General features: G+C 39.7%; 23 protein-coding genes, 2 tRNA genes and 1 riboswitch. Of the genes, 16 read left to right on the forward strand and 9 right to left on the reverse strand.

Translation table 11 applies throughout. The features are described from left to right. The first annotated feature begins 96 nt into the window (after positions 1-96). The 7 genes from B9T30_RS00005 (at position 97) to ribB (ending at position 3,921) form a co-directional block, all read left to right on the forward strand. A tRNA-Gln gene (locus tag B9T30_RS00005) sits at positions 97-171 on the forward strand. 93 nt (positions 172-264) lie between these two features. Beyond that, a tRNA-Gln gene (locus B9T30_RS00010) sits at positions 265-339 on the forward strand. A 36-nt stretch (positions 340-375) separates the two neighbouring features. Further along, on the forward strand, positions 376-1,329 hold the full coding sequence (locus tag B9T30_RS00015) for a ribose-phosphate pyrophosphokinase (protein ID WP_004651241.1): 954 nt from the start codon (positions 376-378) through the stop codon (positions 1,327-1,329). Positions 1,330-1,430: 101 nt separating this feature from the next. After that, a complete protein-coding gene (rplY, locus tag B9T30_RS00020) occupies positions 1,431-1,727 on the forward strand; it encodes a 50S ribosomal protein L25 (RefSeq protein WP_086164331.1) in 297 nt (98 codons plus the stop codon). A 19-nt stretch (positions 1,728-1,746) separates the two neighbouring features. Next, on the forward strand, positions 1,747-2,328 hold the full coding sequence (gene pth, locus B9T30_RS00025) for an aminoacyl-tRNA hydrolase (protein ID WP_086164332.1): 582 nt from the start codon (positions 1,747-1,749) through the stop codon (positions 2,326-2,328). A 144-nt stretch (positions 2,329-2,472) separates the two neighbouring features. Further along, positions 2,473-2,853 (forward strand): aspartate 1-decarboxylase, encoded by a 381-nt coding sequence (gene panD, locus B9T30_RS00030; RefSeq protein WP_086164333.1) that lies wholly within the window; start codon positions 2,473-2,475, stop codon positions 2,851-2,853. A 147-nt stretch (positions 2,854-3,000) separates the two neighbouring features. Next, a riboswitch (FMN riboswitch) is annotated at positions 3,001-3,167 on the forward strand. Positions 3,168-3,261: 94 nt separating this feature from the next. Then, complete coding sequence (gene ribB, locus B9T30_RS00035; protein WP_086183235.1) at positions 3,262-3,921, forward strand: 3,4-dihydroxy-2-butanone-4-phosphate synthase; 660 nt, start codon at positions 3,262-3,264, stop codon at positions 3,919-3,921. 150 nt (positions 3,922-4,071) lie between these two features. Here the strand turns inward: ribB and B9T30_RS00040 are convergent, their stop codons facing one another. Continuing rightward, a complete protein-coding gene (locus B9T30_RS00040) occupies positions 4,072-4,557 on the reverse strand; it encodes a DUF1289 domain-containing protein (protein WP_086183236.1) in 486 nt (161 codons plus the stop codon). 205 nt (positions 4,558-4,762) lie between these two features. Here B9T30_RS00040 and B9T30_RS00045 point away from each other — a divergent pair, with 205 nt between their 5' ends. The 3 genes from B9T30_RS00045 to B9T30_RS00060 all read left to right on the forward strand — a co-directional run bounded on the left by B9T30_RS00045 (position 4,763) and on the right by B9T30_RS00060 (position 7,326). Continuing rightward, the gene (locus B9T30_RS00045) at positions 4,763-5,695 is read left to right on the forward strand and encodes a rhodanese-related sulfurtransferase (RefSeq protein ID WP_086183237.1); all 933 of its coding nucleotides are present in this window, start codon (positions 4,763-4,765) and stop codon (positions 5,693-5,695) included. 562 nt (positions 5,696-6,257) lie between these two features. Further along, on the forward strand, positions 6,258-6,869 hold the full coding sequence (locus tag B9T30_RS00055) for a DedA family protein (protein WP_086183239.1): 612 nt from the start codon (positions 6,258-6,260) through the stop codon (positions 6,867-6,869). A gap of 40 nt (positions 6,870-6,909) precedes the next feature. Next, positions 6,910-7,326 carry an ABZJ_00895 family protein gene (locus B9T30_RS00060; RefSeq protein ID WP_227518928.1) on the forward strand — a complete coding sequence of 139 codons (417 nt, stop codon included), beginning with the start codon at positions 6,910-6,912 and terminating at the stop codon, positions 7,324-7,326. Positions 7,327-7,445: 119 nt separating this feature from the next. On the opposite strand, the gene B9T30_RS00065 is transcribed toward B9T30_RS00060, so the two are convergent. After that, positions 7,446-7,970 carry a YecA family protein gene (locus B9T30_RS00065; RefSeq protein WP_086183240.1) on the reverse strand — a complete coding sequence of 175 codons (525 nt, stop codon included), beginning with the start codon at positions 7,968-7,970 and terminating at the stop codon, positions 7,446-7,448. Positions 7,971-8,039: 69 nt separating this feature from the next. Further along, positions 8,040-8,249: a PA3496 family putative envelope integrity protein gene (locus B9T30_RS00070; protein WP_004651227.1), complete on the reverse strand. Its 210-nt coding sequence runs from the start codon at positions 8,247-8,249 to the stop codon at positions 8,040-8,042. 371 nt (positions 8,250-8,620) lie between these two features. On the opposite strand from B9T30_RS00070, the gene rpoD reads away from it, so the two are divergent. The 6 genes from rpoD to B9T30_RS00100 all read left to right on the forward strand — a co-directional run bounded on the left by rpoD (position 8,621) and on the right by B9T30_RS00100 (position 15,195). Beyond that, entirely contained in the window at positions 8,621-10,507 is a 1,887-nt protein-coding gene (gene rpoD, locus B9T30_RS00075; protein WP_086183241.1) for an RNA polymerase sigma factor RpoD, read from the forward strand. A gap of 120 nt (positions 10,508-10,627) precedes the next feature. Continuing rightward, positions 10,628-10,915, forward strand: coding sequence for a YbeD family protein (locus tag B9T30_RS00080; protein WP_086183692.1), 288 nt, complete (start codon positions 10,628-10,630; stop codon positions 10,913-10,915). Between the two features lie 147 nt (positions 10,916-11,062). After that, the gene (gene lipB / locus B9T30_RS00085; RefSeq protein ID WP_413772542.1) at positions 11,063-11,737 is read left to right on the forward strand and encodes a lipoyl(octanoyl) transferase LipB; all 675 of its coding nucleotides are present in this window, start codon (positions 11,063-11,065) and stop codon (positions 11,735-11,737) included. 76 nt (positions 11,738-11,813) lie between these two features. Then, the gene (locus B9T30_RS00090) at positions 11,814-12,347 is read left to right on the forward strand and encodes a hypothetical protein (protein WP_086183243.1); all 534 of its coding nucleotides are present in this window, start codon (positions 11,814-11,816) and stop codon (positions 12,345-12,347) included. A gap of 1 nt (position 12,348) precedes the next feature. Then, positions 12,349-13,533: an iron-containing alcohol dehydrogenase gene (locus tag B9T30_RS00095; RefSeq protein ID WP_086164344.1), complete on the forward strand. Its 1,185-nt coding sequence runs from the start codon at positions 12,349-12,351 to the stop codon at positions 13,531-13,533. Between the two features lie 264 nt (positions 13,534-13,797). Then, a complete protein-coding gene (locus B9T30_RS00100) occupies positions 13,798-15,195 on the forward strand; it encodes an APC family permease (protein ID WP_086183244.1) in 1,398 nt (465 codons plus the stop codon). Between the two features lie 140 nt (positions 15,196-15,335). Here the strand turns inward: B9T30_RS00100 and B9T30_RS00105 are convergent, their stop codons facing one another. The 6 genes from B9T30_RS00105 to B9T30_RS00130 form a co-directional block, all read right to left on the reverse strand. Then, on the reverse strand, positions 15,336-15,815 hold the full coding sequence (locus B9T30_RS00105; protein ID WP_086183245.1) for a tRNA (cytidine(34)-2'-O)-methyltransferase: 480 nt from the start codon (positions 15,813-15,815) through the stop codon (positions 15,336-15,338). Between the two features lie 36 nt (positions 15,816-15,851). Then, complete coding sequence (gene cysG, locus B9T30_RS00110; RefSeq protein WP_086183246.1) at positions 15,852-17,228, reverse strand: siroheme synthase CysG; 1,377 nt, start codon at positions 17,226-17,228, stop codon at positions 15,852-15,854. A gap of 90 nt (positions 17,229-17,318) precedes the next feature. Continuing rightward, complete coding sequence (serS, locus tag B9T30_RS00115; RefSeq protein ID WP_086183247.1) at positions 17,319-18,590, reverse strand: serine--tRNA ligase; 1,272 nt, start codon at positions 18,588-18,590, stop codon at positions 17,319-17,321. A 119-nt stretch (positions 18,591-18,709) separates the two neighbouring features. Further along, entirely contained in the window at positions 18,710-19,501 is a 792-nt protein-coding gene (locus B9T30_RS00120; RefSeq protein ID WP_086183248.1) for an RsiV family protein, read from the reverse strand. Positions 19,502-19,791: 290 nt separating this feature from the next. Beyond that, positions 19,792-20,490, reverse strand: a complete 699-nt coding sequence (gene lolA / locus B9T30_RS00125) for an outer membrane lipoprotein chaperone LolA (RefSeq protein WP_086183249.1) — start codon at positions 20,488-20,490, stop codon at positions 19,792-19,794. Positions 20,491-20,717: 227 nt separating this feature from the next. Beyond that, positions 20,718-21,776 carry a YadA family autotransporter adhesin gene (locus B9T30_RS00130; protein ID WP_227518929.1) on the reverse strand — a complete coding sequence of 353 codons (1,059 nt, stop codon included), beginning with the start codon at positions 21,774-21,776 and terminating at the stop codon, positions 20,718-20,720. Positions 21,777-22,059 lie beyond the last annotated feature (283 nt).

The following is a 22,059-nucleotide window of genomic DNA, read 5'->3' on the forward strand; positions in this document are numbered from 1 at the left end:
AGGCACCGGGTTTTGATCTCGGCATCCGTTGKTTCGAATCCAGCCGCCCCTGCCATTTAAACTTATTGTTTAAATCAATTTACAGTGATCAAATTTAGGGGCGTCGCCAAGTGGTAAGGCACCGGGTTTTGATCTCGGCATCCGTTGGTTCGAATCCAGCCGCCCCTGCCATCTATTTTCAAAAAAGACAGAATAAAGTTTGCTGGTTCATTTGTTAATTTACCTTGACATTGAACAGTAAAAATATTAAAGTTCTGCCGCATTAGGGGCGTCGCCAAGTGGTAAGGCACCGGGTTTTGATCTCGGCATCCGTTGGTTCGAATCCAGCCGCCCCTGCCATCTATTTTCAAACATTCCAACCGCCAAGGGTGCTTCATGCCCAATCTTGTCGTTTTTAGTGGAACTGCACATCCACAATTCGCCCAAAAAGTCGTAAGCCACCTGCACATTCCGTTAGGAGCTGCTGCTGTCGGTAAATTTTCTGATGGTGAAATCACTGTCGAAATTACCGAAAATGTTCGTGGTAAAGACGTATTCCTTGTACAGCCTACTTGTGCACCAACGAATGACAACCTTATGGAAGTCCTCGTTATGGCTGATGCCTTACGTCGCGCAAGCGCAGGTCGTATAACTGCTGTCATCCCTTACTTCGGATATGCTCGCCAAGATCGTCGTCCTCGTTCAAGCCGTGTTCCAATCACTGCAAAAGTTGTCGCAGACATGCTCACAACTGTAGGGATTGACCGTGTTGTAATGATCGACCTTCATGCCGACCAAATCCAAGGTTTCTTCGATATTCCTGTAGACAATATCTACGGTACTCCTGCTTTACTTGCTGATCTTCGTCAACAGCAACACCATAATCTTATGGTTGTTTCTCCTGACGTTGGTGGTGTAGTACGTGCACGTGCTGTAGCTAAACAAATGGGTGATATCGATCTGGCAATCATTGATAAACGTCGCCAAAAAGCAAATGAATCACAAGTGATGCATTTGATTGGTGATGTAAAAGATCGTGACTGCGTAATCGTGGATGATATGGTTGATACCGCAGGTACATTGTGTAAAGCTGCTGATGCACTGAAACAATTTGGTGCTCGCCGTGTTGTTGCCTATGCAACTCACCCTGTACTTTCTGGTAAAGCCCTTGAGAATTTGAAAAATTCTGTACTCGATGAACTCGTGGTAACAGATACGATTCCTCTTTCTCAAGAAGCATTAGAACTTGGTAAGATTCGCCAAGTTTCAGTAGCCGGCATGGTTGCTGAGACAATTCGTCGTATTAACAACGAAGAATCTATTAGCGCGATGTTCGATAGTTATTTATAATAGCGCAAATTTTTTGAAGCTCTGCCCTTAAAAAGCAGGGCTTTCTATCACTGGACTGGTCGAAGGTTCAGTCAATTTAAACTCAATGAGGAAATGTCATCATGGCAAACTTCGTATTAAATGCAGTAGCTCGTGACGAATCAGTACAAGGGAAAGGTTCGAGCCGCCGCCTTCGTCTTCAAGCTAAAGTTCCAGCAATCATCTACGGTGGCGAAGCTGCTCCTGTAACTGTTACTTTAGAACTTCGTCAACTTGTTAAAGCACTTGAAAACAATGCTTTCTTCGAAGAAGTTATTGAAATCAATATGGGCGATAAAGTTGAAAGCGTTAAAATCCAAGCTTTACAACGTCACCCAGCTAAAAACACGCCTATGCACGCTGACTTTAAACGCGCATAAGTGTTGATGGTGTAAATTAGTGTCAAAACTTTCACTGATTGTAGGTTTGGGTAATCCGGGAACGGAATATGCCCAAACCCGCCATAATGCAGGCTTCTGGTTTGTTCAACGCCTTGCAGAACAATATGGTATTCAACTCAAAGCTGATCCCAAATATAAAGGGATAAGCGGTCGTGGTAATATTGAAGGTCAAGACGTTCGTCTGTTATTACCCACAACCTTTATGAACCTCTCGGGTCAAAGTGTTGTACCCTTCGCCAAATTCTATCAAATTGCTCCCGAAGCAATACTCATTGCGCACGATGAACTTGATATGAACCCCGGTGTCATTCGCCTAAAAACAGGTGGTGGTCACGGTGGACATAACGGTTTAAAAGATATCGTACCGCATATTGGTTCAAATTTTCATCGCTTACGTATTGGCATAGGACATCCTGGTTCTAAAGAACGTGTCTCTGGTCATGTACTCAGCAAAGCACCAAGCAGCGAACAAAATTTAATGGATGATGCCATTGCTCACGCTTTATCTCGCATTCAATTGCTGGTAAACGGTGACACACAGCAAGCCATGAATCAAATCAATGCTTACAAACCGAACTGATCAATCCACACATTGTTGAACAATCCTTCTTGCCATGATGCTTGTTTCAGAGCAAAATGCGTTTTCTGCGGATTACTTACCCAGTAAAAAGTGATTGATTTAACCATAAGATAAAATCTTAGCTCGACTAAGGAGACGCCAGCCATGCTATCTCGTTTATTAAAATGCAAAATTCACCGTGCTCAAGTTACTCATGCAGAGCTTCACTATGAAGGTTCATGTGCAATTGATGGCGTACTCATGGATTTAGCAGGTATTCGTGAATATGAAGAAATCCACGTATGGAATGTCACGAATGGTAAACGCTTTGCCACTTATGCGATTCGTGGTGAAGATCATTCAGGGATTATTTCTGTCAATGGTGGTGCTGCACATCAAGCTGACGTCGGTGATTTAGTGATTATTGCGACCTTTGGTGATTTTACCGTAGCTGAAGCCAATGCACATAAACCACGCCTTGTTTATGCCAATCCAAACAATACTGTAAATCACACTGCGAACTGTATTCCTGTTCAAGTGGCTTAAGTCCAAAAATACGAAAAGCTCGCAATATGCGGGCTTTTTTATTGCCTACTGATTTTTACTTTATTATTCACATAATTACTATAGATATGACTGATTGATCTATAGAAAGCTGCACCCTTGATTAAAAACAGGTCTATAATCATTACACATCGCTTCAGGGCGGGGCGAAATTCCCCACCGGTGGTAAGTTAAACTTAACAAAAATGATAAGATTTAATCAGCCCACGAGCCTGTCAATTTTTATTAAAAGATTGACTCGCAGATTTGGTGAGAAACCAAAGCCGACGGTATAGTCCGGATGAAAGAAGACGACGTAACGGATATTTATATTTGATATATCGCTGCGACCCCATTTCTACATCAGTCCTGAAATGTTCAACCGTATTTTTATTTTACGAGAGCGTTTCAATGTCTAGTTTAATTCAACCCGAAATTTTCTTTTCAGCCCTTCCTCCTGCTGAACAACGTATTCAAAAAGCTTTAGAAGATATCCGCCAAGGCAAACCAGTGTTGGTGATGGATGATTTTGAACGCGAAAATGAAGCCGACTTAATTGTTGCGGCAGAAACACTGAATGTTGAAACCATGGCACGTATGATTCGTGATGGTTCTGGCATTGTCTGCTTATGCCTAACAGATGAGCTAGCCAATCATTTAGAACTCCCACCAATGGTGGCTGACAACTCAAGCCAGTTTAAAACAGCATTTACCGTGACAATTGAGGCAGCTGAGGGCGTGACCACCGGTGTATCTGCCAAAGATCGAACCACCACGATAAAAACCGCCATTAAAGATGGTGTTGTTGCGAGCGACCTTAACCGCCCTGGACACGTCTTTCCTTTACGTGCACGTGAGGGTGGTGTTTTAGCTCGTCGTGGTCATACTGAAGGCACTATCGATTTAGCACGCTTAGCAGGCTTAAAACCAGCAGGTGTGTTATGTGAATTGACCAATCCCGATGGCACAATGGCTTCTGGCATTCAAGTTTTGGCTTATGCTCAAACTCACCATTTAACCGTAATTACCATTGAAGAAATTGTGCAGTATCGTTTAGCACATCAGCTCTAAAACTCAATACATTGATTATAGAAAAAGCCTCAGTTCAATACTGAGGCTTTTTAATTTAAAATTTGATTTAAGAACTATTTATAATCAATACAATCAAGTAACCGCATCCAATTATTGCATTCAAAAACATTCCCATAAAGAACAATACATTCAGTCTTGTTCCAACATATGCAATAAACTAGAACGAATACCATCTGCACGTAAAAAAGCAAAATCATAACTTGCTGTAGCCAACGCTAAGACGCGGCGTTCAAATTCCTGCCAAAGTGGTTTCACTTGTTTATCCTGAATTCCTAAACCACTTTCTTCGGCTAAATTTTTATTCTTCTCACAAATTTTAAGTGCATGATAAAGCTTACGCCCGTTTGATGCATCATCACGTAAACGCACGCGTTTCGACAAGACAAAACCTTCTACATGATGCAAATCAGCATGCGGCAACATCGGCACTAAAATTTGATCCAATTGAGCATCCAGTCGTTTCCACACAGCCGTATGCTGTTCAGGGCTATAAGTATTCCATTGAATAACCTCATGATTAAAACGACGACATCCACGACATACCGAATCACCAAACACCGTAGAACAACGCCCTGCACATGGGGTCAAAGAAGCAATTCGACGATCAGTACTCAAAACACACTCCTACACATTTAATACTTAAATAAAATCAATCATCTAGAATCATTTAAAATGATAATTTTAATCAACACCAACTTACGAGCAACTTCTTTCAGTTAAAAACCATATTTTAGTTATGGTTTTCTCGCTTATTCGCACAATTCACGTTAAAATACGCGCCTTGAATTTTATCCCTATCATAATACATTTGGAGTTATCCATGAACGCTACTGTAGAACAGCTTGCACCTGTAGAACAGCAAGCGACCACAAGTTGGGTTGTTGCCGCACTATATCAATTTAAAGAAGTTCAAGATCCTGCCGATCTTCAACAACGTCTTTTAGACTTAGTCAACAGCATTAACTTGTGTGGAACTCTAATTGTAGCGGGCGAAGGGATTAACGGTACTGTCGCTGGGGATCGTAAATCGATTGATCAAATTCAAGCCTTTCTTCTTAATGAAGGGTTTAAGGCGATGGAATACAAAGAATCTCATAGCGATGAAAAACCTTTCCGTAAAATGAAAATCAAACTTAAAAGTGAAATTGTCACTTTAGGTGTAGAAGTTCAACCACGTGATCTTGTCGGGCATTATTTAGACCCAAAAGAATGGAATGAACTGATTGCACGTGATGATGTCATTTTGATTGATACACGTAATGATTATGAATATAAAGCAGGTACATTCAAAGGTGCTGTTGACCCTAAAACAGAAACATTCCGTGAATTCCCTGAATATGTAAAACAAAATCTTGAACAACATAAAGACAAAAAAATTGCCATGTTCTGTACGGGCGGTATCCGCTGTGAAAAATCAACTTCTCTTCTGCTTCAAGAAGGCTTTACAGATGTTTATCATCTGAAAGGTGGCATTTTAAAATACCTAGAAGAAACTCCAGCGTCCGAGAGTATGTGGGAAGGTGAATGCTTTGTATTTGATGGTCGTACTGCCGTAACTCATGGTGTAGAAGAAGGTCAAAATATTAAATGTCATGCCTGTGGTTGGCCTCTACTTCCAGCAGAAGTTGAGCTTCCAAGTTATGAACACGGTGTATCATGCAAATATTGCATCGAAAAAACCACAGAAAAGCAAAAAGAAGGTTTTCGTATGCGTCAGTCACAAATTGCAGCAGCAAAACGTAAACGTCTGTAATTCTAGATTTTAAGATCATCTATTAAAAAACCTCAGCACACGCTGAGGTTTTTTTTATTTACAAAAAGAACAAAGCTTAAACAAAAAGACAATCAGCACTATTTATCAATTCATTAAAAATTTGATAATCTGAGATTTGCAGAACATTAATTAAGCAACTTATTCATAGATAATGTGAAAAAGGAATTAAATTATGCCAAGATCAATTAGTCATTCAGCCGAATATACGCGGCGATTTCACTTAGTTCGTGAAAAAAATCATCAAAAAACAGCAGCAATAAAAAGTATTTTAAATCAAGAATCTCATCTGTTTATTGTGGTTTTAGGCACAGTGATTGGTGCTATTTTATCTATATTTATTGTTTACCATTTAAACTCCAATCCGCTTAGTTATACATTAATCAGTGTGGTTCCATTTTCGCTCGCATATAGTTTAAGAAAAGTCTACATACACACATTGATCCATAGCCAAGAATAATCTGACTTGATGACTTGACCGTACTTTACCCTGCAACGAATAGTCTTTAGGATAGTTCAGATATCATTGTTATTTTATACACTCATGAATCTGACTGAATGGATTATTTCTATTATGGAACAATTGGGCTACTTCGGTATTGCTCTACTGATGTTCCTCGACAATATTTTTCCCCCCATTCCCTCTGAAGTGATCATGCCTTCCGCAGGCTACTCTGCATCTCAAGGGCAACTTCTCCTTGTTGGCGTGATTATCGCTGGTTGTATTGGCTCATTGACTGCGGCTGCAATTTTATATTGGATTGGGTATAAATTTAATCATGATAAAATTTTTCGATGGGTCGATCGCTATGGAAAATACTTATTTATCAAATCCAGCGATGTACAGAAAGCATTAACATGGTTTGAACAGTATGGACACCGTATTGTCTTTTTTGGACGCATGATTCCTGCTGTACGCTCACTGATTAGTATTCCTGCGGGCATGAGCCATATGCCCTTTTGGAAGTTTATGCTCTACAGTGCGCTTGGTACAATCATCTGGACAACATTCTTAGCCTGTGTCGGATTTTATTTTGGTGAAAACCAAGCATTGATGCACGATATTTTTAGCCAAGTGGGCTATGTCATTATCAGCATTGTGGCACTTATCATTATTTGGGTTCTATACCATCGACATAAATATAAAATAAAATAATGGATATATTTTTAGTTCAATTTAATTGGGGAAAATTTAATTGATAAAACATTATTTGATCTACTTTGCTGCTGTTTACAGCATCGCATTATTACTTTTAGGCATCATGTTCAGCTTACTCAATTTAACGGGTTCAACCAGTGTACCCACACTGATTGCAGCTGGATTTATTACAGCGGGACATTTTGTTAAACGGGAACAACGTATTCCCAACTCTGATGAGAAAATTCAATTGGTTTGGGGTTGCACCATCGTTTCACTATTCATTTCCAGCATACTGGTGTTCTTATATAGCTTGGTCGATCCTACTACGGGAAATATATTAAAAACCGTTGAAAATACAGGTTTAATTCTGATCGCAATTGTAATGCTGCTGCTCATTTTAATTCATGCTGCAATCTTTTTTGTTAGTTTTGGTTGGTATGCCAAGATCTGTGCACGAAAACTAAAACCATAAATACCACCATCACAAATATAACGCTAAAAAAACACCTCTATTGAGGTGTTTTTTGATTTCAATGAATTAAGTTGGTGTGTGATACATGAGCCGCGATTGTAGCGGCGCAAGATGTAACATCACGCTGGCGTGTGGTACATTAAATAAATTTCATTTAAGTTCTCTGGAATTTCTTCTGCAATTTCGTCCATAAGCTGACCATTGCGACGGAAAGATTCCATTTGCGGATCTTCATCGTCCACACCACTAAATACCATCATTGGTAAAGTTAAATCCACCAACTGTTCTTCATGTTCAGGTGTAAACCAAGCATCTTCATTTAAGAACATTGCATCGACGAAGCCAACACTCCAATCGCCTAAACTTGACTCAACATCAGCTTCTTCAATTTCAAAAGGAAACTCAATTCCTTCCTCATTGGCTAAGTTTTGACGAATTGCTTCTAACCATGCTTTTATTTGTACAATGATTTCAGCTGGTACTTTCTTTTGATTGTTATCGAAAAGTTCATCGAGCCATTTATCAAAAGTTGGTCCAACCGCAGTTGCACATAAAAAACCATGAGTTGCCGCAAAATCTAGACCATGTTCATTTTGGTCACCATCTAGATATTCGCTCAATAAGTCTAAATCTAAAGCACTCATTTAAAATCCAAGTTCAGTAAAATAACTGTGGATAGCATAGCATTTTAGTGCGCTATGCTGAATCACAATTTAGTCTTCATCGTCATCAAAGCCGTCATCATCATCAAGATCATAATCAAAATCTTTCAGTTCACGTTCTAAACGACGTTGTGCGAGAAGGTCATCAATTAGACGACGTTTTTCTAACGACTCTTTAGCACTAATTTTGCTTGATGCCTCATCAAAACTAACATCATCATCATTGTAGCTATCATCTAATTCGAAATCTGTAGAAGACACTAAAACCACCTCATGGTGAAAAAAGTAAATGGGTCTAGGCGCTATTTATCTTTGTTAGCAAATCTTGTCAAGTTATTTTTACTTTTTATTCTAACAAACTCAATTTACACTTGTTTTTTGACCCTAAAATTGTGTATTTATGGGTATGTAAAATTTTAATGAGAATGCCGATAAAAAATTAAGATATTTTTGAATGCATTCCATGCAAGAGACTTGAAAAAAAAAATTCCAACCCAATATTGAAAACAATTGTTAAATCAAAATGCTATTTCCCAATAGCATTTGAGCAAGCAATTCAAAACAATTTTAAGCGAATTGTGCTATCATGCACGGTTTTTCACTGCCACAGATTCAACGAAGAGTAAGCAAAGATGAGCGATATGACTTCCCCTACTTCGCAAGTAGCGGCTCTGATTAGCCGAGGCAAAGAGCAAGGTTACTTAACTTACGCTGAGGTTAACGATCATCTCCCAGACTCGATCACGGAAAGCGAACAGATTGAAGACATTATTCAAATGCTTCAAGATGTCGGCATTCCAGTGCATGAACGTGCGCCTGAATCTGATGACACCATGTTCGACGGTAACAATGCCGAAGCAACCGATGAAGTCGCTGAAGAAGAAGCGGCAGCTGTTCTTGCTTCAGTTGAAAGCGAACCTGGTCGTACCACCGATCCAGTACGTATGTACATGCGTGAAATGGGAACGGTTGAACTATTAACGCGTGAAGGCGAAATTAGCATTGCGAAACGCATTGAAGAAGGTATTCGTGACGTTCTTCATTCGATTGCGTATTGGCCGAATGCAGTTGAAGTTGTATTAAAAGAATATAGCGATGTTGCTGAAGGTGAACGTCGTCTTGCTGATATTTTATCTGGTTATTTAGACCCAGAATCTGACGAAGAAATTCCAGAAGTTTTAGAAGAAGAAGCTGAAATTGTTGAAAATGATGAAGCGACGACTAAAACCACTAAAGATGTAAAATTGGATGATGACGAAGAAGAAGAATCTGAAAGTGATGATGATTCTGAAGGTGAGTCTGGTCCAGATCCAGAAATTGCACGTGTTCGTTTCACTGAACTTGAAGATGCGTGGAAAGTAACCAAAGCCGCGATTGAAAAGCATGGTCGTAACAGCAAACAAGCAGATGAAGCGCTTGAAGCACTTGCGACTGTGTTTATGATGTTCAAATTTACCCCACGTTTATTTGAAATCATTTCAGAAATGATTCGTGGTACGCATGAACAAATTCGTACAGCTGAACGTGAAGTAATGCGTTATGCCGTTCGTCGTGGTCGTATGGATCGTACTCAATTCCGTACATCATTCCCAGGTCAAGAGTCAAATCCAGCTTGGTTAGATGAACAAATTGCTAAAGCACCCGCTGATCAAAAAGGTTATTTAGAAAAAGTACGTCCAGATGTTGTTGCATTCCAGCAAAAAATTGCCGATATCGAAAAAGAATTGGGCTTAGATGTTAAAGACATTAAAGACATTTCTAAACGTATGGCTGTTGGTGAAGCAAAAGCACGTCGCGCGAAAAAAGAAATGGTTGAAGCAAACTTACGTTTGGTAATTTCGATTGCGAAAAAATATACCAACCGTGGTTTGCAATTCCTTGACTTGATTCAAGAAGGTAACATCGGTTTGATGAAAGCCGTAGACAAGTTTGAATACCGTCGTGGTTATAAATTCTCGACCTATGCAACTTGGTGGATTCGTCAGGCGATTACACGTTCTATTGCCGATCAAGCACGTACCATCCGTATTCCAGTACACATGATCGAAACTATTAACAAGATCAACCGTGTATCTCGTCAACTTCTTCAAGAAATGGGCCGTGAGCCAACACCTGAAGAATTAGGTGAACGTCTGGAAATGGACGAAGTTAAAGTACGTAAAGTGCTTAAAATTGCCAAAGAACCAATTTCGATGGAAACACCGATTGGTGATGACGAAGATTCGCATCTTGGTGACTTCATTGAAGATGGTAATATTACCTCTCCAATTGATGCTGCGACTTCAGAAGGCTTAAAAGAAGCAACACGTGAAGTGCTGGAAAACTTGACTGAACGTGAGGCGAAAGTCTTAAAAATGCGTTTTGGTATTGATATGCCAACTGACCATACTTTGGAAGAAGTGGGTAAACAATTTGATGTAACACGTGAACGTATTCGTCAGATTGAAGCCAAAGCTTTACGCAAATTACGTCATCCTTCTCGTTCTGAACACTTACGTTCATTCTTAGAAAATGACTAATTTTTGATGATACCAATGGAGACTTGAAATCTAAATGTCAGTCTCCATTAAGTATCTAAGAGAAATACAACGCCTGCATTCACGCAGGCGTTTGATATATGAGGACTGGCTCTCATGACGATGTTAGACCGTACACCATCACGTGAACTTCAAGAAGAACTATGGGTTTTCCCTATGGATTATCCAATCAAATTGATTGGTGAAGCGCATGAAGATTTACATTGTGCTGTTGTTGAAATTTTAGTAAAACACTTCCCTGATTTTGATAGTACAACCATCAAAGTACAACCATCGCGTACAGGTAAGTATCACTCGTTAACGGCACAAATTATTTTTGTGGAACTTGAACAAGTTCATGCACTATATGCAGATTTAGCTGCCTGCACATTGATTAAAACAGCACTTTAATCAATATAAAAAACACGCCTCGAAGCGTGTTTTTTTATGTATGTAGAAAAATATTGCATCCAGACCAATAAAAATAGCAAATCATCTGGGTATCATCTCCCATCTCACCCCAATTTCATTATAATCATTTCTCATGTTTAAACTTTTATGGACGCACTTCACGTGACTGATGCTGTTCTAAAACCTAATTTAATTATCCGTCAATTTAATCAACTTACCCCTTATCTCGACCGTTTTCAGGACATGAAAAAGTTAACTGAAACCCGTGATGAAAATACCCCAGATGAACTGTGGATTTTGCAGCATCATGATGTTTTAACCCAAGGGCAAGCAGGAAAACCAGAACATATTCTAATGTCGAGTACGATTCCTGTGGTACAAACGGATCGTGGTGGACAAGTCACTTGGCATGGGCCGGGTCAGCTGGTTGCCTACTTCATGTTTGATTTAAATCGCTTAGGCTGGAACGTCCGCACGTTAGTTTCCTATGCTGAAAATTTAATGATCGACCTACTGAAAAAATACCACATTGAAGCCTATGCCAAACCCGATGCACCAGGCGTCTATGTCAATGAACGTAAAATTGGCTCATTGGGTTTTAAAATTCGCAAAGGACGTAGCTATCATGGCCTTGCACTCAATATTGATTGTGATCTGTTTGGATTTCACACCATTAATCCATGTGGTTATGCAGGATTAGAAATGGTTCGCGTCATGGACTTGGTTGAAAACCATCCTCATTTTAATGATTTATGTGTGGATGTGATTGAAACTTTAGATCACAGCGGTTACTTTAATAAAGTCCAAGTCATGCAACAATAACTTTGCTTTTGCGATAAAAATAAATTAGAGTATTTACTCTAAACTAATAAATATTTTTTAGATAAGGGATGCGCGAGTGATTTCAACCAAATCCGTAAAGCCCGCTTTACAACTAACCTATGTCAAACTCATGATGGATGTCATTGGCAGAGGTTTAGTCATGGCGAGCCAAGTCGATAAAGAAGTAAAACAGGAAGTTGCCAAATTCCCTGTTGGTTTTGTTCTTTCGATGAAAGTATTTCCCAATGGCCCCGCTTTTATTGCAAAAGTCACGGAAGACCATCAATTAAAATTACTACAATCCGTAGCAACTAAGCCTGATTTAACCATTACATTTAAGCATTTAAGTCATGCTTTTTTAGTGTTTTCTTTCCAAGAAAGTACTGCTCAAGCCTTTGCCCATGACCGCATGATTGCAGACGGTGATTTAGCATATGCCATTCGTCTGGTGCGTTGTTTAAATAAAATGGAATCACTTATTTTACCTAAACTCTTAGCCGAGCTTGCTGTAAAACAATATCCAAGTGAATTAAGCCTAAAAGAAAAATTAACAGGAGCTGCAAATATTTATTTGAAAGTGGCTCAATCCTATTTTAAACGGAGTGTATAACATGGCTAAGCCTTATTACGAATTTTTCTGTCCAGTAAAAGTCATCGCAGGTCATGCCGCGTTAGAACATATTCCTTTTGAACTTGCAACCTTAGGTGCAAAACGCCCACTGATCATTACCGACAAAGGCGTACGTAGTAATCATCTACTTGCTCCAATTGAAGCAGCTTTTGAATCTACCGATGCCGTGATTGGCTATATTTTTGATGATGTTCCACCCGATTCAAGCGTAGAAACAGTGCGTAGTGCAGCAAAAGCCTATCGTGAAAATAATTGTGATGCGATTATTGCTGTCGGTGGCGGTTCTGTGATTGACACTTCAAAAGCGACCAATATTTTGGTGACTGAGGGCGGTGACGACTTACTGAAATTTTCAGGTGCGCACAATCTTCCAAAAGCACTGAAACCATTTTTTGTGATTCCAACCACATCAGGCACTGGTTCTGAAGTAACTATGGTTGCTGTGGTTTCCGATCTGGAAAAAAATGTCAAAATGGCATTTGCATCTTATTATTTGATGCCGCATGCAGCGATTCTTGACCCGCGTATGACGCAAACTTTACCCCCCCATTTAACAGCTATGACCGCTATGGATGCACTAACGCATGCGGTTGAAGCCTATACTTGCATGGCTGCAAATCCAATCAGTGATGCTTATGCCACTGCTGCAATCAAAAAAGTAAGCAATAATTTATTTAAGGTACTTGACCATCCAACAGATGAGTTTGGTCGCCTTGAATTGGCGCAAGCTTCAACCATGGCAGGTATTGCATTCTCTAATTCGATGGTTGGTTTAGTGCATTCATTAGGACATGCTTTAGGTGCTGTAGCACACCTGCCCCACGGGTTATGCATGAATTTATTCCTACCATATGTACTTGAATATAATAAAGAAGTAAATGGTGACAAAATTGCAGACCTACTACTTCCTTTAGCTGGAGCAGATATTTTTGCACAAACACCTGCACATTTACGTGCCGATAAAGCGATTGCAACCATTTTAACCATGCGCGATCGTTTATATACCCTCACCAAATTACCACGTACTTTACGTGAAACGGGTAAAGTCTCTGAAGCACAATTAGATGAAGTCGCAGAAAAGGCTTTAAATGATGGATCTATTATTTACAACCCTAAAGAAGCGACCTTCAGTGACTTAAAAGCACTGTTAGAAAAAGCTTGGTAAATATTGAAAAATAAGCGGATATAGTGGAAAAATTAGCCTGATGTTTTTTTAAGCATCAGGCTTTTCCTTTGTGAAAATCAACGACCGTTTTTTATTAAATGGCACATTTCATGCTATAAAAAGTTTATAAAGTGATTGGCAAAAGGTATTCAATTGGAGTAGATTGGCGCACTTTTGTTTTATTCATATAGGGGGGATCGTTCGTCTCAAACGATCCTTATAAACATGACTGATCCTTGATCAACGATTAAGAGGATAACGCCGTTGACAAATATCTCTGGGACTCCATCGGTAGCTAAACTACAAAAAACGCTGGGACTCTGGCACATCATTATTATTGGTTTAGCTTATATACAGCCCATGACGTTATTTGACACTTTCGGTTTAGTCGCGGAAGAAAGTCATTTTCACGTACCGACATCCTACATATTTGCACTCGTTGCAATTTTATTAACATCTCTAAGTTATGGTCATATGATTCGTCGCTACCCGTCTTCGGGTTCGGCCTATACTTATGCCCAAAAGTCGATTCATCCCAATGTTGGTTTCATGGTGGGTTGGTCATCTTGGTTAGATTATTTATTATCACCAATGGTCAACATCATTCTTGCTGTGATTTATCTTGAAGCATTGTTTCCAGATGTAAACCACTGGGTATGGGTCATTATACTGACTGCATTTATGACAGGTGTAAACTTAAAAGGTGCGCGCTTTGTTGCCAACTTTAATAGTTTAATCGTAGTGATTCAGCTGGTTGTGATCGCTGTCTTTACCTATTTGGTTTATAGCAAACTACAAGCAGGTTTTAATGCAGATGGCCCTATTTCTGCTGAGCAACGTTATCAGCTTTGGAGCCTTGAGCCATTTTGGAATGAGTTAACTTCAGTCGGTGCATTGGTTACTGGTGCAACCTTACTGTGTTTCTCTTTCACTGGTTTTGACTCTCTCAGTTCACTTGCCGAAGAAACCAAAGATACTGAAAAGACCTTGCCTAAAGCGATTTTCTTAACTGCTTTAATTGCAGGTGTGATTTTCATTGTCAGCACCTATTTCATGCAAATTTACTTCCCAAATGATCCAAAAACCTATTTTGCAGATGTAGCGGCTACTCAACCTGACATTTTAATGTTGGTTGGCGGTTCACTATTCCAATCTTATGTGCTGGCTTTTGCAATCGTGACGGTTATGGCATCGGGTATTTCAGCGCATGCGGGTGTATCACGCCTCATGTTTGCCATGGGCCGTGATGGCGTGATTAACAAGAAAATCTTTGGTCATATCAGCCCTAAAAGCCTCACCCCGTCATACAATATTTTAATTGTAGGCGTTGTTGCCTTAACTGCTGGTTTTATGAATCTGGATACTGTGATTTCTTTAATCAGTTTTGGTGCTTTAACTGCATTTACCTTTGTCAATTTGTCGGTCATTTCACGTTATGCATTACGTGATGGGCGTACCAAAAATACGAAAGACATTTTAAACTTTGTGGTTGTTCCATTACTTGGCTTTATCAGTGTATTTGCACTCTGGCTAGAAATTGAAGAAACCTCATTAAAATATGGTTTATGGTGGGCAATGTTCGGTATTTTATACTTAGGTTATAAAACCAAAGGTTTTAAACAACCTGCACCACAGCATAACGAATTTGATGATTCACACTAACCTACTGATTCATTCAATAAAAAAGACGCTTTATGCGTCTTTTTTATATGCTTAATGTTTTCTGTAGCCAATGATTCTTCATCTTTTTGAAATTTTAGACATAAAAAAGCTGCTTGAAGCAGCTTTTTAACCATCTGTTTTTAAACTAATGCTTCAAAACCTTGTTGACGCCATGCTTCATAAAGAATAATCGCTGTCGCATTCGATAAATTCAAACTGCGTGAATTTGCTGCCATTGGCAAACAAATCCAATGTTTTTCTGGGAACATCATACGTACACTTTCAGGAAGACCACGTGTTTCAGGCCCCATTAACAATGCTACTGGACGGTTTAAATTTGAAGTATGTGGCGTTTCAGAACCTTTGGTGGTTAAAGGATAAATCGCATCATTTTCAATACCCTGTTCTTTTAAATGCGCGACACATTCAGCAAAGTTTTCCCATACTTTCATATGCGCCCATTCATGATAATCCAAGCCTGCGCGTCTGAGCTTTTTATCATCCAGTTCAAAACCTAATGGCTTCACCAAGTGCAATTGCGCACCAGTATTAGCACATAAACGAATGATATTTCCTGTATTCGCAGGAATTTCCGGCTCATATAAAACAACATGAATCACAAGATTTCTCTACTCTTTCAATGCAACAGGGCTTGTTTAGCCCTGCCACTGTAATTGTTCACGTAAACTGACGACCTCACCAATAATAGTGAGGGTTGGCGCTTGAATTTGATGTTCTGTCACTTTCGATGCAATATCAGCCAAAGTTCCCACCACAACTTTTTGCTCTGGTGTCGTGCCTTTAGAAATAAGGGCAACGGGCATATTCGGACGCTGACCATGTGCAATTAATTGAGCACATATTTTTTCTAAACCCACCAAGCCCATATACAACACCAAGGTTTGGTTTTCATAAACCAGTTCCTTCCACGGTAACTCGGGTGAACCTTCTTTCAAATGCCCGGTTAAGAATCGAACACTTTGAGCATAATCACGGTGTGTTAAAGGAATACCAGCATAAGCCGAACAGCCCGATGCTGCGGTAATCCCAGGGACGACTTGAAAAGCCACACCCGCCGCAAACAGCTCTTGAATTTCCTCACCACCACGACCAAAAATAAATGGATCTCCGCCTTTTAAACGACATACCCGCTTACCTTTTGCAGCATATTCCACCAATAAAGCGTTGATGCCTTCTTGAGGAACGCTATGATTGGAACGTGCTTTTCCAACATAGATTTTATCTGCATCACGACGGCATAATTCTAAAATCGCAGGAGAGACCAAACGATCATAAATAATCACATCCGCTTGCTGCATTAAGCGTAAGGCTTTTAAGGTCAATAATTCAGGATCGCCCGGCCCTGCACCCACTAAATAGACCTCACCTTTAGGTGTTTTCCACTCTAGCAATGCCTGCTCAATTAATCGATTTGCTTCCGCAATATTGTCATTAAACACCTGTTCTTTGAGTGGGCTGGCATACAAGTCCTCCCAAAAAATACGACGCTCATCTGGATTGATAATTTTCGCTTTAACGCTAGCACGCCATTGTCCAGAAAAATCAGCCAATTTCCCCATCCCATGTGGAATTGTTGCTTCAAGCTGGGTTCGAATTTGGCGCGACAACACGGGAGATGTACCATTGGTCGCAATTGAAACCACCAAAGGTGAACGGTCAATAATTGCAGGAACCATAAAACGACAATGCGGAGGATCATCCACACTATTGACCAATATTTTCTCTGCTTCACAGGCTTCAAAAACTTGAATATTGGTCGCTTTATCATTGGTTGCTGCAATCACCAAACGATAATTGCGCAGTTGAATATCTAAACTAAAAGGTGCTTGAACATATTGCCCTTGGCTTGATTCAACAAGCTCAAGTAAATTACTTTCAATTTCAGGGGCAATCACATGAATCACTGCACCCGCTTTTGCCAAAAGGACGGCCTTACGATAGGCAATATGCCCGCCACCGACAATCAGACAAGGTTGCTGTTGCAACTTTAAAGAGATTGGAAAGATATCCACGGACTACCTCAACATTTTAGATCTGATTGTCTTAAGCAATTTTCATGCACAAAACTGTGCCATTCATCTATTTAATAATCAAGCTACTGATTAATCAATAAATTCCGTACCACCCATATACGGACGTAGTGCTGCTGGAATCTCAATAGAACCATCTTCGCGTTGGTAATTTTCCATCACTGCCAGTAATGTACGACCAACGGCCAAACCAGAACCATTCAAAGTATGGACGAATTCAGTTTTCTTTTGGTCTACACGGTAACGTGCTTTCATACGACGTGCTTGGAAGTCACCCATACATGAACAGCTTGAAATTTCACGATAGGTATTTTGGCTCGGCACCCAAACTTCTAAATCATAGGTTTTGATTGCGCCAAAGCCCATATCGCCACCACATAAAATGATTTTACGATATGGAAGACCCAAGGCTTGCAAAATACCTTCTGCATGACCCGTCAATTCTTCAAGTGCGTCCATTGATGTTTCAGGTTTAACAATCTGCACCATCTCAACTTTGTCAAATTGATGCTGGCGGATTAAACCGCGAGTATCACGGCCATATGACCCTGCTTCACTGCGAAAACAGGGTGTATGCGCTGCATATTTTAACGGTAAGCGATCTGGATCAACAATTTCATCACGCACGAAATTGGTCACAGGCACTTCGGCAGTTGGAATTAAATAAAGTTCTTTTTCACCTTGTAATTTGAATAAATCTTCTTCAAATTTAGGTAGTTGACCTGTACCACGTAAAGAATCAGCATTGACTAAATATGGCACATACGCTTCGGTATAGCCATTTTTCAAAGTGTGCGTATCCAACATGAACTGAGTCAATGCACGTTGTAAACGCGCCAATGGCCCTTTTAAAACACTGAAACGTGTACCTGTAAGTTTGGTGGCAGTTTCAAACTCTAAACCACCCATCCATTCGCCCAAGTCCGTATGATCTTTAATTTCAAAATCAAACTGACGCGGTGTACCCCATTTTAGGATTTCAACATTATCGTCTTCATCTTTACCTTCAGGTACAGATTCATGCGGCATATTTGGAATGCTTAACGCTTTATTTTCAATTTCGGTTTGTAATGCAGCAAGCGCAACTTCAGCAGCTTTAATGTCATCACCAATGGCTGCCATACGCGCCATAATTTCGGACGCATCGCCACCAGATTTTTTAATTTGGCCAACTTGTTTAGCACCCGAATTACGCTCTGCCTGCAAAGCTTCAGTTTTGGATTGAAGCTCTTTACGCTGCGCTTCAAGCGAAGCCCACTCTTCTACATTCAGCTGTACGCCACGTTTTGCTAAGGCTAAATTTACAGCCTCAATATTATTTCGGATTAATTTCGGGTCGATCATAGCCAATCTTTTGCAAAGAAAAAAACTGGCTATAGTGTAAGCGCTAAATGTTAAAAAAGACAGTGACCGAGCTTGTAGCTGCGCCTTATTACAGCAAATTTAACCGAATTAAGCTGAAATTATGGGCTTGGATACTTTGGCAAACTTGGCAGATATTCTGCTTTAACCAGTTTGGTCAATGTTACATAAGGCAAGGTCAGTTCAGTCATGCCTTCGGCATAAGAAGCCAACTCATATAAGGGATAAACAAAAACAAGACCGTTGGCACCATAGTAAAAATTATCACTTAATTTCAGCTTGTCTCTTTCAATGCTATGTTGATCCAGCCACATTGTATTGGCGTCATATAAGGCATCTAAAACTTGTTGCTCTGCGCCTTTGACTAAAATATCAGATAAAGCCAAACGCTTTTGGGTGTTTAAATCAAAATTTACAAATTCTTGATGATACATACCATGTGCTGCACCCGCCGAATAACTATAACTCTGAATGGCAAATGTCGCCTGATCATAGTATTGACTGACGAAATGCACATAGGTCGAACTCTGACTTAAATTAGGTGCAGCTCCGTCTGAGGTATTTATTTTTTGATTTGGTTCGGTAGAAAATGCGATTGGGTCAGTTTTTTTAATTCGAGCAACAAAATAATCATCAATCCATTTAAGATTGGTATTAACCGTTTGAATATCATATTGAATACACCCTTCAGCATCACAGGCTTCAGGTTTGGTCAGTTTAACTGGCACTACTTTGGCTTGAATAGCGCTAATGGTATTCTCTTTATTTTGTGCTTGTTGCTGCTTTGGTGCTTCAGCTTTCACATCAGCTTTAGGTTGACATCCCGCAAGTACTCCGCCCCCAATAACCAGCGTACAAACCAAGAACCATGGCTTTAATTGTGTTTGTTTCATGCTGTAACCCTATACTTTTCTTAAAATGAATCATCGCACTATACAAACGCAACCCGCCAGATAAAATTACAAAATGTAGCAATGAGCAAAACCCATTCAAAACACTATTTAATTTTCGAGAACTGATGTTTTTACGCACATATTTGAAGCAAATTCATTTTTATCAGGATGATTTTGCATTCAAAGTGATCAACCTGCTTTTTCTGACCATAAGGCGCGCCAATATATTTTCCATGATGACAATTGCAATAAAAAACCACCCGAAGGTGGCCCTTTATGGAACAGCGATATTATTGATCAATAATATCAGTGCCCTTAGGTGGTGCAAAATTAAAGGTTGATGCTGCAATTGAAGGATTTAATTTCACGTTATTGAAACGAACATAAGTCGTTTGCCCCAAGGAGTCTTCCAAAATCATCAAACTTGGTGCTTTATTTGCACCAAAACTGATGGTTAAACTTTGAAATGCCCCATCACGATCCTTAGGCAGCAAAGTGTAATAGGTCTTGGTTTTATCTGGTTGCGTCACACGATATGACTGCATAATTTGATTGGTATTACCTGACAATAACAATGCGGGGGTATTCGCCACTTGATCATCTAGACTTTGACGAACCGCTTGTTGTAAATCAGGGTCATAAATCCAAACGGTTTTACCCGAAGTCACAATCGTTTGTTTGGATGGACTGGTGGTCTCCCAAAAAAACTTACCGGGACGAGCAACTTTCATAACCCCTTTAAAAGTCTGATTCATGTGCTGGCCAGTCAAACCTTTTTTCTGTGGTGCTTTACTTGCAGACGTAGCTTTGGTGGTTTGCTCAAAATTTGCCGACAAACTATGAATGCCACCCAATTGTTTGACCAAATTTGCGGTTGCTTGTTGCTCCGATGCTGCAACAGGTGCAGCAAAAACAGTAGTACTCATTAGCGGTGCAAGCGTTGCTGCACCTAATGTCATAGCACATAGGGTTGTACGAAGCATTTTCATATCATTACCTTTTTATTTGCTGTATCGCTATTTATTCAATGTCTCATCTTAAACCAATTTTTATTTGTAATAATTGAGAAAATAAGAAGTTTTGTATTGTTATTAATATTGAATGTACAAATTTCTACATCATGATGAAGAACAAGAACAGTTTTAACTCATTTCTCGAAATAAAAAACCCACATTTTGCTGTGGGTTTTTATGCTGACTAAGCTCAATATATTGCATTATTTCCATTGCCAACCCACCGCAGCGCCGCCCCCTAAATTACCTTCAGTATTGGTTGTTGCCGCCGCTTTGTAGACAAATTTATTATTTTCCGTTACGCCACTTACACCGATAGCAAAACCTTGTTTATTTTCCCACGTACCCATCCCCACGCTCAGCATACTATAACCCGCTTCGGTTGGTTGCGGTAAGGATGCGATTGCTAAGCTGGATGCAACAGCAGCATAAGTCTCATTTTCAAATTCACTCATATTACGATTTAATGCATCAACACGGCTATTAATATATGCATTCGCTTGACGCATTTGCACCACATTTACAGCATCGGTATCTTGTGTACCTGCTGCAACATTAGTAATTTGTCTTTCCGCACCTGCTGCACCCACCGAAACGGTATTATCCCGATTCGATGTAGAGCCATGACCTAAGACCACGCTATTGTTTGCCGCTGTGGTGACATTATTACCAAGCACATAGCTATTATTGCCACTGACATTGTTATTACTCCCAATTGCCCCTGAGTTTTGACCTGTAATATTGTTATTTACACCCAGTCCTATCGATTGCCCACCTGATACATTCGTGGCAGTTCCTATTGCAATCGCACCTTGACCTGTTGCTGTCGGTTTAGGTACGGTATTCAATTGATGTGACTCAATTTCAACATAAGGATTATCTCCAATTAAGCTGGCTAGCCACTCACGTACTGTACCAGCATAACCATCGTTTACAGCAATTTCATAGGCACTAAACCCAGCTGCGCCTGTAGCTCCAGTATCGCCTTTTGGCCCTTTAGTTCCAGAAGAATGATGTGGCTTAGGATGATGACCATATCCATTACCATGAGATTGATGGCTATTTCCAGCATTTGCCAAAGCACTGCTACCCAAAGCCAACATAATACTTAACAACAATAATTTCGGAGTTTTAATGGTTTTTATTTGTGCAAATAAACCAAGATGATGAATTTGCTGTATTGCTATTCTTGGCATTTGGCCTTGTTCAATTTTACAATCATCTTTTGATGCATCAACATGATGGTAAAGTAATTTATTCAAGACCTTTCTGAATATTCTTCTCATGTCTGTTAGCCTTTTTTCTAATTTTGCTCTTAATATTTTACATCCAAAAAATGAGACTTAAGTCTCAATATGTCACAGTATTGCGACTTATTTGTAATAAAAAACAACAGGAAATATGCAAAACAAAAAACAAGTATTTGATTTTTATTATTTTAAAATAAAGCACAGCCAATCCCCATATTTCTTGACTGTAGCTAATTAAAAAGAAATCATCCAGACATAAAAAAACCCGCAAAAATGCGGGCTCTTTTTAAAAATT

The organism is Acinetobacter sp. ANC 4973 (genome assembly GCF_002135275.1).
In the GTDB taxonomy this organism is placed as follows: Bacteria; Pseudomonadota; Gammaproteobacteria; order Pseudomonadales; family Moraxellaceae; genus Acinetobacter; species Acinetobacter kyonggiensis.